The sequence below is a fragment of the Myxococcales bacterium genome (assembly GCA_016712525.1).
Lineage (GTDB): Bacteria > Myxococcota_A > Polyangia > Polyangiales > Polyangiaceae > JAAFHV01.
Map to the genome: position 1 here is coordinate 2607556 of JADJQX010000007.1, position 13475 is coordinate 2621030.

Consider the following 13475-nt stretch of genomic DNA (forward strand, 5'->3'; position numbering starts at 1 on the left):
ATGGACCAGCATTTGCTGAGGGGAGTCCGTCGTTCGCCCGGGAGCCGTACCATGTCTCGACGCAAGCCCACCAAGTCCCCCTCCGGCGTTGCCCGCAAGGCATCGCGCAAGGTCGTGGAACCCTTGGACATCCCCGCCGAGAACGCGCCCGTGACGCTCCGCTCCCCCGCCTTCGACGAGGCCCTCGAGGACGTCGAGGACACCCTGCGTGCGATCGAAGAGGGCTCACGTCGAGGACCGGTTCGGACCTCGCTGGCGCCCCCGCGTCGCATCGTCGGCTGACCTCACGCGCCACCCCGAGCGCGCGCCACCGAGCGCGCGCGTCATGGCGTCCCCTCCCCGGCGCCCCCCGCGTACCTCAGCCGAACTGCGCCGCCGAGAGCTTCACGCCGAGCAGCGTGTCGGCATAAGGCACCGTGCCCACGTCGCCGCCTGCGGCGCCGGCCACGACCATGAGCGGGAGCAGGTGCTCCTCGCGCGGATGCACCTCGCGGGCCGATGGCGCGCTCGCCCATGCCGTGAGCCTCGCGTCGCGCTCTTCCGCGGGGAGGCGCACCGTCTCTTGGAGCCAGGTGTCGAACGCCTCGGAGGCCGCGCGCGCCTGCGGTCGGCCGAAGCCGCGCATGTTGTGGTAGCTCATGCCACTGCCGACGACGAACACCCCTTCGTCGCGGAGCGGGGCGAGGGCGCGGCCGATGGCGAGGTGCACCTTCGGATCCAGGCCACGCACGAGCGAGAGCTGCACGATGGGCACGTCGGCCTCGGGGTACGTGAGCTTCAACGGCACGAACGTCCCGTGGTCGTAGCCGCGGTCCTTGTCCTCGGCGCTCGTGATGCCCGCGTCGGCGAGCCGCGCGCGCACGAGCGAAGCTACCTCCGGGCTCCCCGGCGCGGGCCACGTGAGCTCGTACGAGGCCTTGGGGAACCCGTAGTAGTCGAAGAGCAGCGGCGGCGAAGGAGCGCTCATCACCGTGGGCACGCTCGCCTCCCAGTGCGCCGAAACCACGAGCACGGCTCTCGGCGCCACGGGCGGGAGCGCCCTCAGCCCCTCGAGGTACGACGCGAGCCGCGCGTAAGAGTCAGGCTCGCCGAAGCCCACGTCGACGAAGGGCCACGGGCCACCGCCGTGCGGAACGTACACGGCCGGCATGCGAGAGAGAGCGGCTTGGGACATGCGACGACCATAACGCCGCGGCGCGCGCGACGCCTCGCCCCCGAGGGAAACGCACTGTTCTCGCCCACGTCCCCGCGCGATGGGGCATGAGATACGCTCGGTGACGTGGGCGCTCGAGGAACGGCATTCAAGGTTCGTGTCGTCGTGCTCACCATGGCCCTCGTGCTCGTCGTGCTCTACGCCGTGGGCGACGTGCGGCGGCGCGAAGGGCGCACCCGCTGGGACCGCACGCTCGACGTCGCGGTGATCGTGGTCTCGAAAACTCCCGTCGATCCTGCGCTCTTCACGGGCCTCCGCGCGCGCATCCCCGCGCTCGAGGCGCGCCTCACCGAAGAAGGACGCACCTACCGAAAGGGGATGGGCGCTCCGTTCGCCTTCCACCTCTACGGCCCCATCGTCACGGCCACGCTCCCCCCGAAGGCCACGGGCGACGGGCTCGCGGATCTCGCCAAGCAGACCCTCGCGATGCGCGCCTACACCCGCGAGATCGACGCCGCCGCCGCGATCGACGCCGACACCTACGACAGCCGCATCTACCTCACGGTCACCCCTCGCGCCGCGAAGGAGCGCGCGTGGGTCGAGGGCGAGAGCGAGCAGGGCGGCAAGCTCGGTCAGGTCACCGTCGAGCTCGACGACACCATGCTCGACGTCGCGTGGATGGTCGTGACCCACGAGGCGTTCCACACGCTCGGCGCCACCGACAAAATCGACGCGAGCGGCCGCACCCTCGTGCCGCAGGGGCTCGCCGATCCGGCGCAAATTCCTCTCTATCCGCAGCGCCGGGCCGACGTGATGGCCCGCGGAAGGCTCGTCGCGCCCGGCCACGAAGAGCTCGTCGACTCCCTGGCCGAGCTCGGCGTCGGCCCCGACACGGCCCGCGAGATCCGCTGGGTCGAGTAGCGCAACGTTTGCAGGCGCGCACACGAGCCTGCCGCGCCACGCGCGCACGAGCCCACCGCGCCACGCGCGCACGAGCCCCGCCGTCGATTCCGCCTCGAAGGCCCTCTCCGCGTGCGCTACCGTGACGGCGTGACCACGTACCGCATCGACCCGAGCGCGACCCACGTCCACGTCTTCACGTACGCCGAGGGCCTCTTCGCGCGCCTCGCCCACGATCTCCGCCTCACGGTCGCCCCGAGCGAGCTCACGGCCACCCGCGACACCTCAGGCAAGGCCACGCTGAAGGGAAAAATCGCCCTCTCGGCCCTCACGGTCGACGGGGTCATGAAGGGCGACACCCTCAAGACCGACGTGCTGTCCGACAAGGATCGCCTCGAGATCCTCGAGCGCATGCGGAGCGACGTCTTCGGTGGCGCCTCGCCCGAGTCTGCCGTGACTCTCGAAGGCACGCTCGAAGGTACGTCCCTCCGCCTCACCGTCGCTTCGCCCAGCGGTCGCACGACGTCCGCTACGGCCAAGGTCGTCGGCACCTCCAACGACAACGGCGAGACGGTGCGCGGCGAGGTCGACCTCCACCTGAAAGAGATCGCCGGCCACGACGTGAAGGGCCCGCTCGGCGCCTTCCGCATCGGAGACCGCATCCGCGTCACGTTCGACGCGCACTTCGTCGCCGAGCCGTGAACGAGAGACCCCGCTTCTGGCTCACGGTCCTGGGAGCCCACACCCACCTCCACGCCACGGCCTGCAGCGCCTGCCCGCACCACGTGTTCGGGTGCTGCTCGCATCCGCCCCCGTACGACTGGGCCGACGTCGCCCGCGTCCTCTCCTTGGGCGGGCGCGCTCACCTCGAAGGGGCCCTCGCGCGCGGCGAACTCACGCTCACCCGCGGCGGCCTCCGCTTCGCCACCCCGAAGCGCCGCGGGCCGCGCGGCAAGCGAGTGCAAGGGTGCGTCTTCCTTGGCGAAACCGGGTGCACGCTCGACCCTCGCGAGAAGCCCGCGGTCTGCAACTACTACGTCTGCGAGACGGCCCTCGGCGGACCCCCTGAGCGAAACCCGCACGGCGACCGCCCCTTCTTCGCGTATGCCGTGGTGCGCGAGCTATGGACGCGCTGGACGCACGAGGTGAGCCGCGTCGTCGACGAGGCCTACAGGGACACCTGTCCCGCGTTCGACGAGGCCCTCGTCACGCTGCTCGTCGAGACCTACGAGCGCCTCGAGCGCGAAGCGGGGCTCGAGGGGGCGCGGCCCGAACCGCTGCCCGGCCCCACCGTCCGCTGACCGGGCACGTGACTCTAGCCAGCGGCGCGTCGAGACCCGATTTCCAATCCTTTCGGACGTTTGCGGCCAACGTCGGTCGGATCTTCCGACGTCGGTCGGATCTTCCCCGCGCCCCCGCCGTTGCGGGCCAACGTCGGTCGGATCTTCGCCGCCCCGAGCCGTCTCGCCCGTGCCCGTGCCCGTGCCCGTGCCCGTGCCCGGCTTCTGCCCCCACACGCCCCCCCGGCCCCGACGCCCGCAACTCAAACCTGAGGCGACGCGAGCCCCAACTCTGAATCCTTTCGCACCGTTGCGGCCAACGTCGGTCGGATCTTCCCCCGTTGCGGCCAACGTCGGTCGGATCTTCGCCGCCCCGAGCCGTCTCGCCCGTGCCCGTGCCCGTGCCCGTGCCCGTGCCCGGCTTCTGCCCCCACACGCCCCCCGGCCCCGACGCCCGCAACTCAAACCTGAGGCGACGCGAGCCCCAACTCTGAATCCTTTCGAACCGTTGCGGCCAACGTCGGTCGGATCTTCCCGTGCCCGCCCGCGGGATCTTCCCGCCCGTGCCCGTGCCCGTGCCCGGCTTCTGCCCCCCCCGCCCCCCCTCACGCCCCAATCTGCGCCCCCACCCGCGCCCCCTCGAGGATCGCCCGCCGCGCATCCAGCTCCCCAGCAATCCGCGCCCCCCCGATGACGTGCACCTTCTTCCCCGAGGCCTCGAGCGACGGCACCACGTCGACGACCGACTCCTGCCCCGCGCACACGATCACATGGTCCACGTCGAGCGACCGCTGCACACCCCCGACCCGCAGCGAGAGCCCACGGTCGTCGACGCCGAGGTACTCGACGTCCGCCATCATGTGCACGCCGTGCGCCTTCAACGCGATCCGGTGCGCCCAGCCCGTGGTCTTCCCCGGGCCCGAGCCCATCTTCTTCTCGCCCTTCGAGCGCTTCAAGAGCCACACCTCGCGCGACGGGGGCGCGGCCTCCGGCGGCACGAGTCCCCCCGGCGCCGACGACGAGAGGTCGATGCCCCACGTGCGAGCGTACGACTCGCGGCTCGTGTGCCGCTCTTCGAGCAAGAACGCGCATACGTCGACACCGATGCCCCCCGCGCCCACCACGGCCACCTTCTTCCCCACCGTCACGCGGCCCGACAGCAGATCGGGGTACGAGACCACCTTCGGGTGCGACGCGCCCGGGATCGTGAGCGCACGCGGCTTGACGCCAGTCGCCACGACGATCTCGTCGAACGCCGCGAGGTCCGATGCCGTAGCGCGCACCCCGAGCTTCACCGTGACGCCCGTGCGAACGACCTCGTTCTCGAAGTAGCGAATGGTCTCGCCGAGCTCTTCTTTTCCGGGCACGTTCGCGGCGAGCACGAACTGCCCGCCGAGCCGCGCCCCGGCCTCGAACAGGGTGACGTCGTGCCCGCGGCCCGCGAGCACGGTCGACGCGGAGAGCCCCGCCATGCCGCCCCCCACGACCGCCACCTTCTTGCGGCGGCGCGCGGCGAGGTACACGAGCTCGGTCTCGTAGCCGGCGCGCGGGTTCACGAGGCACGTCGCGCGCTTCGCCTGGAACGTGAGGTCGAGGCAGCCCTGGTTGCACGCGATGCACGTGTTGATGGACTTCGCGTCGCCCGCCGCGGCCTTGTTGACGAAGTCCGGATCGGCGAGGAGCGGCCGCGCCATCGACACGAGATCCGCGTCGCCGCTCGCGACGATGTCCTCGGCGTCCTCCGGGGTGTTGATGCGGTTCGAGGCGATCACGGGAACGCGCAGCTCGCCCTTGAGCTTTCGCGTGAGGCCACGGAACGCCGCGCGCGGCACCTGCATCGCGATCGTGGGGACGCGCGCCTCGTGCCACCCGATGCCGGTGTTGAACACGTCGACCCCCGCGCCCTCGAGCGCGCGGGCGATCGTCACGATCTCCTCCCACGTGTTCCCCCCGGGCACGAGATCGAGCAGCGACATGCGGTAGATGATCAAGAAATCTTTCCCCACCTCGTCGCGCACGGCGCGCACGATGGCCTCGGGGAAGCGCAGGCGGTTCTCGACCGGGCCGCCGTACTCGTCCTTTCGGGCGTTCACGCGAGCGCACGTGAACTGGTTCAAGAGGTACCCCTCCGAGCCCATGATCTCGACCCCGTCGTACCCCGCGAGCTTCGCCAGGTAGGCGCTCTTCGCGTAGTCGCGCACCGTGCTCTCGATGTTCCGCTTCGACATGGCCCGCGGCGTAAACGGCGAGATGGGCGACTTCTTGGCCGACGACGACACCACGAACGGGTGGTAGCCGTACCGCCCGGAGTGCAGCATCTGCATGGCGATCTTGCCGCCGTGCGCGTGCACCGCCGAGGTCACCTTCCTGTGGAAGAACACGTCCGCGTAGCGGTTCAACGTGCCGCCGAAGGGCAAGAGCCACCCCTCGTGGTTCATCGAGATGCCGCCGGTGATCATGAGGGCGACCCCGCCCTTGGCGCGCTCGGCGAAATACGCCGCGAGCTTGTCGTAGTTGTAGAACCGGTCCTCGAGGCCCGTGTGCATCGAGCCCATGACCACGCGGTTCTTGAGCGTGAGCGGGCCGAGATCCTTGGGAGACAGGAGCGTGGGGTACGTCGTCATCGAGCGGCTTCCTTCCGAACTTAACGGCGTTAAGATAGGACACCCAAGGCCCCGCATGCAAGCCGCCCGCCCCGCCTACCACCACGGAGATCTCCGCCGCACGCTCGTCCGCGAGGGGCTCCGGCTCGTCGAGCGGCACGGCATCGGCAAGCTCACCCTCGCGAGCCTCGCCTCCCACTGCGGCGTATCGACCCCGGCCCTGTACCATCACTTCCGCGACAAGGACGCCCTCATGACCGAGCTCGGCCTCGCGGCCCTCGCCCGCTTCGAGGCGGCGATCGCGGGGGCGCTCGGCAGCGAGGGCACGGGCATCGACCTCGACGCCTTCGCGCGGGCGTACGTCACGTTCGCCATGGCCCACCCCGAGCTCTACGACCTCACCTTCGGGAGGGCCACGTGGCAAAGGCCCACGCGCGGCCCCCTGCACACCCGCGCCAAGGGCTCGTTCAAGGCGTTCGTCGCGCGCCTCCGGAGCGAGCAAGAGCACGGTCGCCTCGCCCCCGGGGAGGACCCGCTGCGCCTCGCGCAGGTCGCCTGGGCCACGCTCCACGGCCTCGCGCGCATGCACGGCGACGGCCTCGCGTTCTCTCGGCGCGCCGTGCTCGACATCGCCGCCCACGCCTCACGCCTGCTCTCGCGCGCCCTCCGCGGGGGACCGGAGCCTACGCGCTCGGAGCCTACGCGCTCGGACCCTCCGCGTGCCGAGGACTCGGCCGAGCCCGGCGCTCCCCCGCGACGAGCCCCTCGACGAACCGCGCGGCCTCCGCGCGGCACCGAGCCTCTGCCTCATGAAACGCCGCGGGCGAAAACCGCCCGTGCGCGCGCAACTCCTCCGAAGACGCCGGCGCCTCCGGCACGACGCCGGTGAGGGCAGCGCGGAGCTCCGCGACGAGGCCGGGCTCACGCTCCACGAGATACGTCACGAGGTCCCGCGCGAAGGCCGCGTGTCGCCCCTCGTCGTCGGCGAGCCGCGCGAGGTGCCGCGCGAGCACCGGGTCCTCCGTGTCCCGCGCGACCGCCGCGAGCGCCGCCGCGCACGCCCCTTCGCCCACCACCCCTTCGAGCAGCGCCTCCCGGGCGAGCCGCGCGACCGACGGGACCTCCGAAGGCTCACGCGCCGCGCGCGCGTACGGCGCGGGCGCGAGCGTGCGACCGGCGTAGAACGACGCGATCGCGTACGCGATACGTGCATGATGCACCTCGTCGATCGCCGCCCTTTGGCACGCGACGAGGAGCTCGGGCGGCGCGCCGAGGCACAACAGATCCTCGGCCAAGAGCGCAAACGTCGCGACCGACGCGTGCTCGGTGCGGGCGTCGAGCAGCCACCCCTCGGCGAGCCTCTCTCGCACCTCGGGACACGCCGGCAGCGTGAGCCCCGTGACGACGTCGTCGGCCACGGACCACGCGCTCGGCTCGGCGCCTCCGGCCGCGCCCTCGTCCACGTCGGGCAGCACGGGCACTCCCTTGCGCCGGAGCGGGCGGCCATGGGGCCCGCCGCCACCCGCAACGAAGAGACCGAGCAGGCTCACGACCCCGATGGTGATGGGCGAGAGCAAACCCGCGACGAGGCCGAGGATCCCGAAGAGCTTCCCCTTCGTGTCCCCCGGCGTGTGGGTCACGAACGACGCGACCGCGAGCCCGATGGCCGTGAGCATGCCGACGGCACCGAGCGCGCAGAGGACGCCGACCACGTCCACGGCGTCACGCCCCGAGGTCGCGAGCACTCCGAACACGACGAGCAACGGGACCCCCAGCGCGGTGCCCACACCCGCGACGAGCGCGGCGATGGCGACCCGCGACGTGCGCGGGCCCGTTGGGCTCATGGGGGCCTGTGGCGGGTGGGGCATCATGATCACGAGCGTGCACGGCCTTTTGCCCTCCGCGAAGACGAAAAGCGCTTTACCCCGCACGAACGCGCGCTACACACGTCGGCCCCGCCGAAGCTTAGGCGCCCTCCCATGCCCCACGACGAGCCCATCGCCCCCTGCCCTCCGAAGACCCGCAGCGACCTCGAGTGGGACCGCGTCCTCTCGGCGATCGCCGCGCGTTGCCGTGGCCCACTCGGCCGTACCATGGCGACATCTCTCGAGTTTTCCGAGACGAGGGGCGACGCCCTGCGCCGCCTGGGCGAGGCCTCCGAGGCCGCGCGGCTCACGCGTGACGGCGAACCCCTCCCCGTGACCGAGCTCGCCGACGTCCGCGACGCAGTGCTCCGCACGAGGGCCGGCGGCGTTCTCTCGGCCGAAGAGCTCAGGCACGTGGGGCGCGCGCTCGAGGCCGCTCGCGTCCTCCGTCGCTTCCTCTCCACGCGCCGCGCGAGCGCCCCGCACCTCCACCTCGCCCTCACGACCGACGCGACGCTCGACACCCTCGCCGACGAGCTCCGCGGCGCGTTCGACCCCGACGGCACGCTCGCCGACCACGCGAGCCCGCGCCTCCGCGAGCTCCGCTCCGAGTTCCGCGCGGCCCGCGCGCGCATGCTCTCGAGGCTCGAGGAGCTCATGCGTCGGTACGACGGCATCCTCCAAGACGCGTTCGTCACCGAGCGCGAAGGCCGTTGGGTCTTGCCCGTCCGGTCCGACGCGCACGAGCGCTTCCCCGGCATCGTCCACGGGACGAGCGCGAGCGGCGCCACGCTGTTCGTCGAGCCCCGCGCGGTCATCCCCATGGGCAACCGCCTCAAGGTGCTCGAGGCCGAGGTGGCCCGCGAGGAGCTCGTGGTGCTCGCGCGCCTCTCGTCGCTCCTCCAAGACGCGCTCGCGAGCGTCATGGCCGCGGTCGACGCCCTCGCCCACGCCGACTACCTCCGCGCCGTCGGGGAGCTCGCCCACGACCTCCGTCTGCACTTTCCCGTCGTGTCCGAGGTGGCCGAGATCTCGCTCGAGCGCGCGCGCCACCCGCTCCTCGTCCTCGACGGGGTCGACGTGGTCCCGAGCGACGCGGCCGTGCGCGCGCGCCACGCCGTCGTGATCTCGGGGCCCAACGCCGGCGGAAAGACCGTCGTCCTGAAGACCTTGGGGCTCTCGGCGCTCATGGTGCGCGCAGGACTCCCCGTGCCCGCCGGCGAGGGAAGCCGCGTCGGCCTCTTCGACGTGGTCCTGACCGACATCGGCGACGATCAGAGCCTCCACAAGAACCTCTCCACCTTCAGCGCGCACGTGAAGAACCTGGCCGAGGTGCTCGACGCCACGCACGAGGGAGCGCTCGTCCTGCTCGACGAGGTCGCCACCGGGACCGACCCGCGCGAAGGTGAGGCCCTCGCCGCCGGTGTGCTCGACTCGCTCACCGCGCGCGGAGGCGCCGTCGTCGCGACGACCCACTACGAAGGCCTGAAGGCCTTGGCGCTCGCTGACGCGCGCTTCTCGAACGCCAGCGTCGGGTTCGACTACACCACCATGACCCCCACGTTTCAGCTCGCGCTCGGCGTGCCCGGGCGCTCGAGCGCCCTCGCGGTGGCCCGCAGGTTCGGCATCCCCGGCACCGTGATCGAGCGCGCCGAGACGTTCCTCTCGCGCGAGGATCGCACCTTCGAAGAGACCGTCCAGAAGCTCGACGACGAGCGCCGCGCCCTCGCCATCTCGCGCGCCGAGGCCGAGCGCAAGGCCCTCGAGCTCGACGAACGTCGGCGCGAGCTCGACGAGCGCATCGAGCAGGCAAAAGCCAAAGAGATGCGCGACCTTACACGCGAGGCCGAGGCCCTCCGGAAGGGCATCGAGCGCGCCCGCGAGGCCCTCCGCGACGCCCAAGGCACGCTCCGCCAGAAGCGCATCGAGCCCCACGAGCTCCGCGCCGCCGAGCGCACGATCGACAAGGTCGGGCGCGAGCTCGCCCTCGGAGGTTCGCTCGAGCCCCTCGTGAACAAGAAGGCCGCCGAGCCGCCGCGCTCCCCCATCGCGAGCGAGTCCCTCAAGAAGGGCGCGAAGGTGTACGTCGCGCGTCTCCGCGCCGAGGCCGAAGTGCTCGACGTCTCTCCCGACGGCGTCACCGTGGCCGCGGGCATCTTGAAGGCCAAGGTCCCGGTAGAGGAGCTCTTCGCCCCCGAGGTCATCGAGGCGCCTCGCACGGCGAAGGGCGCCAAGGGGTCGGCCTTCGGAGAGGCGTTCGCCATCCAGACCCGCGACAACACCTGCGATCTCCGCGGTCTCCGCGCCGACGACGCCGTCGCCATGGCCACGCAGTTCTTGGACCGCTCCTTGAACGACGGCCTCCGCGTCTGTTTCCTCGTGCATGGGCACGGCACGGGCGCCGTACGCGAGGCCGTGCGCGCCGAGCTCAAAGAGAGCCCCTACGTCGCGAGCTTCCGCCCCGGCACGCAGTCCGAAGGGGGCGACGGCGCCACCGTGGTGCACCTCGCGTGACGCGAAGGGCCGCTTGACACGGCCCGGGCGCGTCTGAGACGTTGAAAGTCATGCGCCTATTTCCGCCTCTTCGGCCCGAGCTCGTCGCCATGGTCCTCGTCGCCCTCGCGGGCCCTGCCTCGGCCGAGCCCGCGCCCGCCAAACCCGGCGCGGCCGCACCGGCCCAAGCGACGGCCGCGCGCAAAACCCAAGGCCTCACCTTCGCGGTCGACGGCGACGCCCTCTTCCTGACCGACGCACGCGCCCAGAAGACCTACCGCCTGCACCCGCTCGCCGCGGCCGTGTACGCCCTCGCGGACGGGCAGAAGCCCCTGGCGGCGATCCGCGCCGAGGCCGAGCAGAGCTCCGGGATCCCCGTCGACGACGACACGCTCTACGCCGTGCTCGACGCCCTCGCCGACGCCGACCTCCTCGTCGCGCGCGTGACCCCTCCGGGCTCCGGTGATCTCGGCTCGTTCGTCGCGATCGACGGCACGCCAGGCCCCGCGCTCGTCGCGCTCGCCCCCGCGAAGGCCGGCACCCTCGGCCTCGCCGAGGCCCGCGTCTCCGAAGAGAAAGAGAAGAGCCTGAAGCGCCCCGGTCGCAAGCTCGAGGCCGAAAAGAAGCGCGCGAACAGCGCCCTCATGAAGTCCCAGGAAGAGCGCGTGAAAGCGCGCGAGCTCGCGACCCGCGAGCGCATCGGCGAGTCGCAGAACAAAGAGGAGTCCAGGAAAGCGGCCCACCCCATCGACGCCGCCCTCGAGAAGCGCGCCGGGGACGCGCGGCTCCGCGCCGAGCAGCTCGCGAAGTCCGAGTCGCAGCTCCGCATGCGCTCCGAGGCGGAGGCGAAGCACTTCGACGAGGCCCGCATGCGCTCCGAGCAGGACGAGAAGGCCAAGAAGGTCACCCCACGCGACGACGCGCGCAACAAAGAGTCCGCGATGAAGACGCAGCGCTGAGCCGAGCGCCGCGGTGACCGGCACACGCCTCGCGGCGAGCCCCTTGCTCGAGCGCATCGACGGCTTCGTCACGGAAGACGAGGCCTCGTCGCTTTTCACCCTCCTCGAGGGGCTCCCGCTCCGCCACGACGAGACCGGCCACGTGGCCGAGGTCGACGCGCTTCCCGAGCTCCGAGACCTCGAGGCCCGTGTCGCCCGCGCCGTCGGCATCACGCCGCGCGTGAGGTCGGTGCGCTACCGTAGGTACGAGGTCGGCGAGGGCCACCCGCTCCACGCCGACGACTACACGATCGACGGAGCCCGGCTCGTCGCGACCGCGATGCTCGTCCTCCGCGCCCCCGACGAAGGCGGCGCCACCGAGCTCCCGTTCGCGCTCCCCTACCCGGTCGCCGTCACGCCGCGCGCGTGCTCCCTCGTGACCTGGCGAAACGTGACCCCCGAAGGCACGACGCTCGCGGCCTCCTCGCATCGCGGGGTGCCCGTCCGCCAAGGGACGAAGAGCGTCCTGCTCTTCTTCGTGTACGCCACGCTCGAGGACCTCCGCGCCGCCGACGTTGCCCGCAACACCCCGGAACCACATCACTTTCCGCCTCCCGAGGCCGGCTCGCTCCTCGCGTGTGTCGTCGACCGGGGCCTCCCCGACGAGACCTCGTCGCTCCTCCGTGACGCCTGCGACGTGAGGGGCATCGTCTTCCGTCCCATCGACGCAACGACCTTCGACTACGGCGAGGCGAGCCTGCTCCCCCACGGCGCGATGCTCTTTCGCCCCGCGGCCTCGAGGGCGGCGCAGCACGTCGAGGACCACCTCGCGCTAAGCGCTCTTCGGGCTCGTGGATCTTCTCGTGCGCGGCCAGGGCACGATCCCGTGGCTCTCGGCGTACGTTCCCGGCGCGATGCACCACCGCGTGATCGTCGTCGGGGACCGCGCCGTGTGCAGCTACGAGAACCCCGTGCGCGAGAGCGACTTCCGCTCGAGCCCCTCCAGCGATCCGGCCGACTACACGACCGACGTCCCCGACGGCCTCGCGCGTGTCGCCCTCGCGGCCGCCCGCGCCGAACGCGTCTTCTTCGCCGGCGTCGACGTGCTCGTCCACCCGACAGGCCGGCTCTACGTCCTCGAGGTGAATTTCCCCTGCTATTTCCCCCACGCCACGCTCGTCGCCGGAATCGACGTCGCCGGCCCCATGGTCGACTTCCTCGTGACACGCGCCAAGGAGCTCGCGTCGGAGACCGCAGCTACTCCCGCGGGACCTTGATCTTCCCCGAGATCACGTCGGCCCGGAGCGCCTCGACCTTCGCCACCACGTCGGCCGGGAGCCCCGCGGCGTGCGGCCCCTCGTGCACCCAATCGACGCCGCCTTCGGCGAGGCCGAAGGTGCGCATGCCGGTCACGAGCTTCTTGTCGCGTGCTTCCCGCACCACGTCGAACACGGCCACGTCGGCGCGCTTCACCATGCTCGTCACGACGACCCCGGGCATCTCGTCGTGCTGGTCCGCGTCGACACCGATCGCGAGCACCTTCGCCTCCCGCGCGGCCTCGAACACGCCGTGCCCGCTCGCTCCGGACGCGTGGTAGACGACGTCGGCGCCCGCGGCGATCTGGGTGGACGCGAGCACCTTGGCCTTCGCCGGGTCGTGGTAGGCCTCGGGGGTCGGCCCGACGTACCCGGCGTGCACCACGCACGAGGGGCACGTCGCCTTGGCGCCGGTCGCGAAGCCCACCTCGAACTTCTTGATGAGCGGCCCGATCATGCCGCCCGCGAAGGCCACGTGGTGCGTCTTCGAGAGGAGGCCCGCCGCTGCCCCGACGAGGAACGAGCCCTCCTCCTCCTTGAACGACAAAGCCGCGACGTTCTTCGGGATTTCGCCGCGCGGAGCGTAGTCGACGCACGCGAACGACACGCTCGGGTAGTCCCGCGCGACGGTGTCGACGTCGCTCGAGAAGATGAACCCTACACCGATCACGAGGTCGACCCCGCGCGACGCGAACAGCCGGAGCGCGCTCTCACGATCCTCGGCGCCCGAGGGCTCGAGGAAGGCGACCTCGGCCTCGAGCTCGCGCTCGGCGCGCGTGAGGCCCTCGTAGGCGGCGTCGTTGAAGCTTTTGTCGCCGCGGCCACCGACGTCGAACACGAGGCCGACGCGCACCTTGGGAGCGGCCCCCGAAGGCCTCGCCGAGACCGTCTTTCGGCCCGGGATCACGGTGACGACGAGCGCCGCGA

General features: G+C 71.7%; 12 protein-coding genes. 8 read left to right on the forward strand and 4 right to left on the reverse strand.

Annotation, left to right across the window (positions count from 1 at the left end; all coding sequences use genetic code 11):
• Positions 1-114: 114 nt before the first annotated feature.
• Positions 115-282 (forward strand): hypothetical protein, encoded by a 168-nt coding sequence (locus IPK71_28070; GenBank protein MBK8217601.1) that lies wholly within the window; start codon positions 115-117, stop codon positions 280-282.
• 76 nt (positions 283-358) lie between these two features.
• On the opposite strand, the gene IPK71_28075 is transcribed toward IPK71_28070, so the two are convergent.
• Positions 359-1174, reverse strand: coding sequence for a dioxygenase (locus tag IPK71_28075; GenBank protein ID MBK8217602.1), 816 nt, complete (start codon positions 1172-1174; stop codon positions 359-361).
• A 105-nt stretch (positions 1175-1279) separates the two neighbouring features.
• On the opposite strand from IPK71_28075, the gene IPK71_28080 reads away from it, so the two are divergent.
• The 3 genes from IPK71_28080 (at position 1280) to IPK71_28090 (ending at position 3354) form a co-directional block, all read left to right on the forward strand.
• Positions 1280-2074: a hypothetical protein gene (locus IPK71_28080; GenBank protein MBK8217603.1), complete on the forward strand. Its 795-nt coding sequence runs from the start codon at positions 1280-1282 to the stop codon at positions 2072-2074.
• A gap of 129 nt (positions 2075-2203) precedes the next feature.
• Positions 2204-2755, forward strand: a complete 552-nt coding sequence (locus tag IPK71_28085; protein ID MBK8217604.1) for a hypothetical protein — start codon at positions 2204-2206, stop codon at positions 2753-2755.
• Entirely contained in the window at positions 2752-3354 is a 603-nt protein-coding gene (locus IPK71_28090) for a hypothetical protein (GenBank protein ID MBK8217605.1), read from the forward strand. Before IPK71_28085 ends, IPK71_28090 begins: the two co-directional genes overlap by 4 nt.
• Before the next feature lie 584 nt (positions 3355-3938).
• Here IPK71_28090 and IPK71_28095 read toward each other — a convergent pair.
• Positions 3939-5957: an NADPH-dependent 2,4-dienoyl-CoA reductase gene (locus IPK71_28095; GenBank protein MBK8217606.1), complete on the reverse strand. Its 2019-nt coding sequence runs from the start codon at positions 5955-5957 to the stop codon at positions 3939-3941.
• Between the two features lie 55 nt (positions 5958-6012).
• Between IPK71_28095 and IPK71_28100 the strand changes: the two genes are divergently transcribed.
• The 3 genes from IPK71_28100 (at position 6013) to IPK71_28110 (ending at position 11253) form a co-directional block, all read left to right on the forward strand.
• A complete protein-coding gene (locus tag IPK71_28100) occupies positions 6013-6825 on the forward strand; it encodes a TetR/AcrR family transcriptional regulator (protein MBK8217607.1) in 813 nt (270 codons plus the stop codon).
• Between the two features lie 1090 nt (positions 6826-7915).
• On the forward strand, positions 7916-10315 hold the full coding sequence (locus IPK71_28105) for an endonuclease MutS2 (GenBank protein ID MBK8217608.1): 2400 nt from the start codon (positions 7916-7918) through the stop codon (positions 10313-10315).
• A 50-nt stretch (positions 10316-10365) separates the two neighbouring features.
• The gene (locus tag IPK71_28110) at positions 10366-11253 is read left to right on the forward strand and encodes a hypothetical protein (protein MBK8217609.1); all 888 of its coding nucleotides are present in this window, start codon (positions 10366-10368) and stop codon (positions 11251-11253) included.
• A 378-nt stretch (positions 11254-11631) separates the two neighbouring features.
• On the opposite strand, the gene IPK71_28115 is transcribed toward IPK71_28110, so the two are convergent.
• Positions 11632-11781 carry a hypothetical protein gene (locus tag IPK71_28115; GenBank protein MBK8217610.1) on the reverse strand — a complete coding sequence of 50 codons (150 nt, stop codon included), beginning with the start codon at positions 11779-11781 and terminating at the stop codon, positions 11632-11634.
• A 302-nt stretch (positions 11782-12083) separates the two neighbouring features.
• Between IPK71_28115 and IPK71_28120 the strand changes: the two genes are divergently transcribed.
• Positions 12084-12509, forward strand: a complete 426-nt coding sequence (locus IPK71_28120) for a hypothetical protein (protein ID MBK8217611.1) — start codon at positions 12084-12086, stop codon at positions 12507-12509.
• On the opposite strand, the gene IPK71_28125 is transcribed toward IPK71_28120, so the two are convergent.
• Positions 12490-13455 (reverse strand): BMP family ABC transporter substrate-binding protein, encoded by a 966-nt coding sequence (locus IPK71_28125; protein MBK8217612.1) that lies wholly within the window; start codon positions 13453-13455, stop codon positions 12490-12492. The genes IPK71_28120 and IPK71_28125 overlap by 20 nt on opposite strands.
• Between the last annotated feature and the right edge of the window lie 20 nt (positions 13456-13475).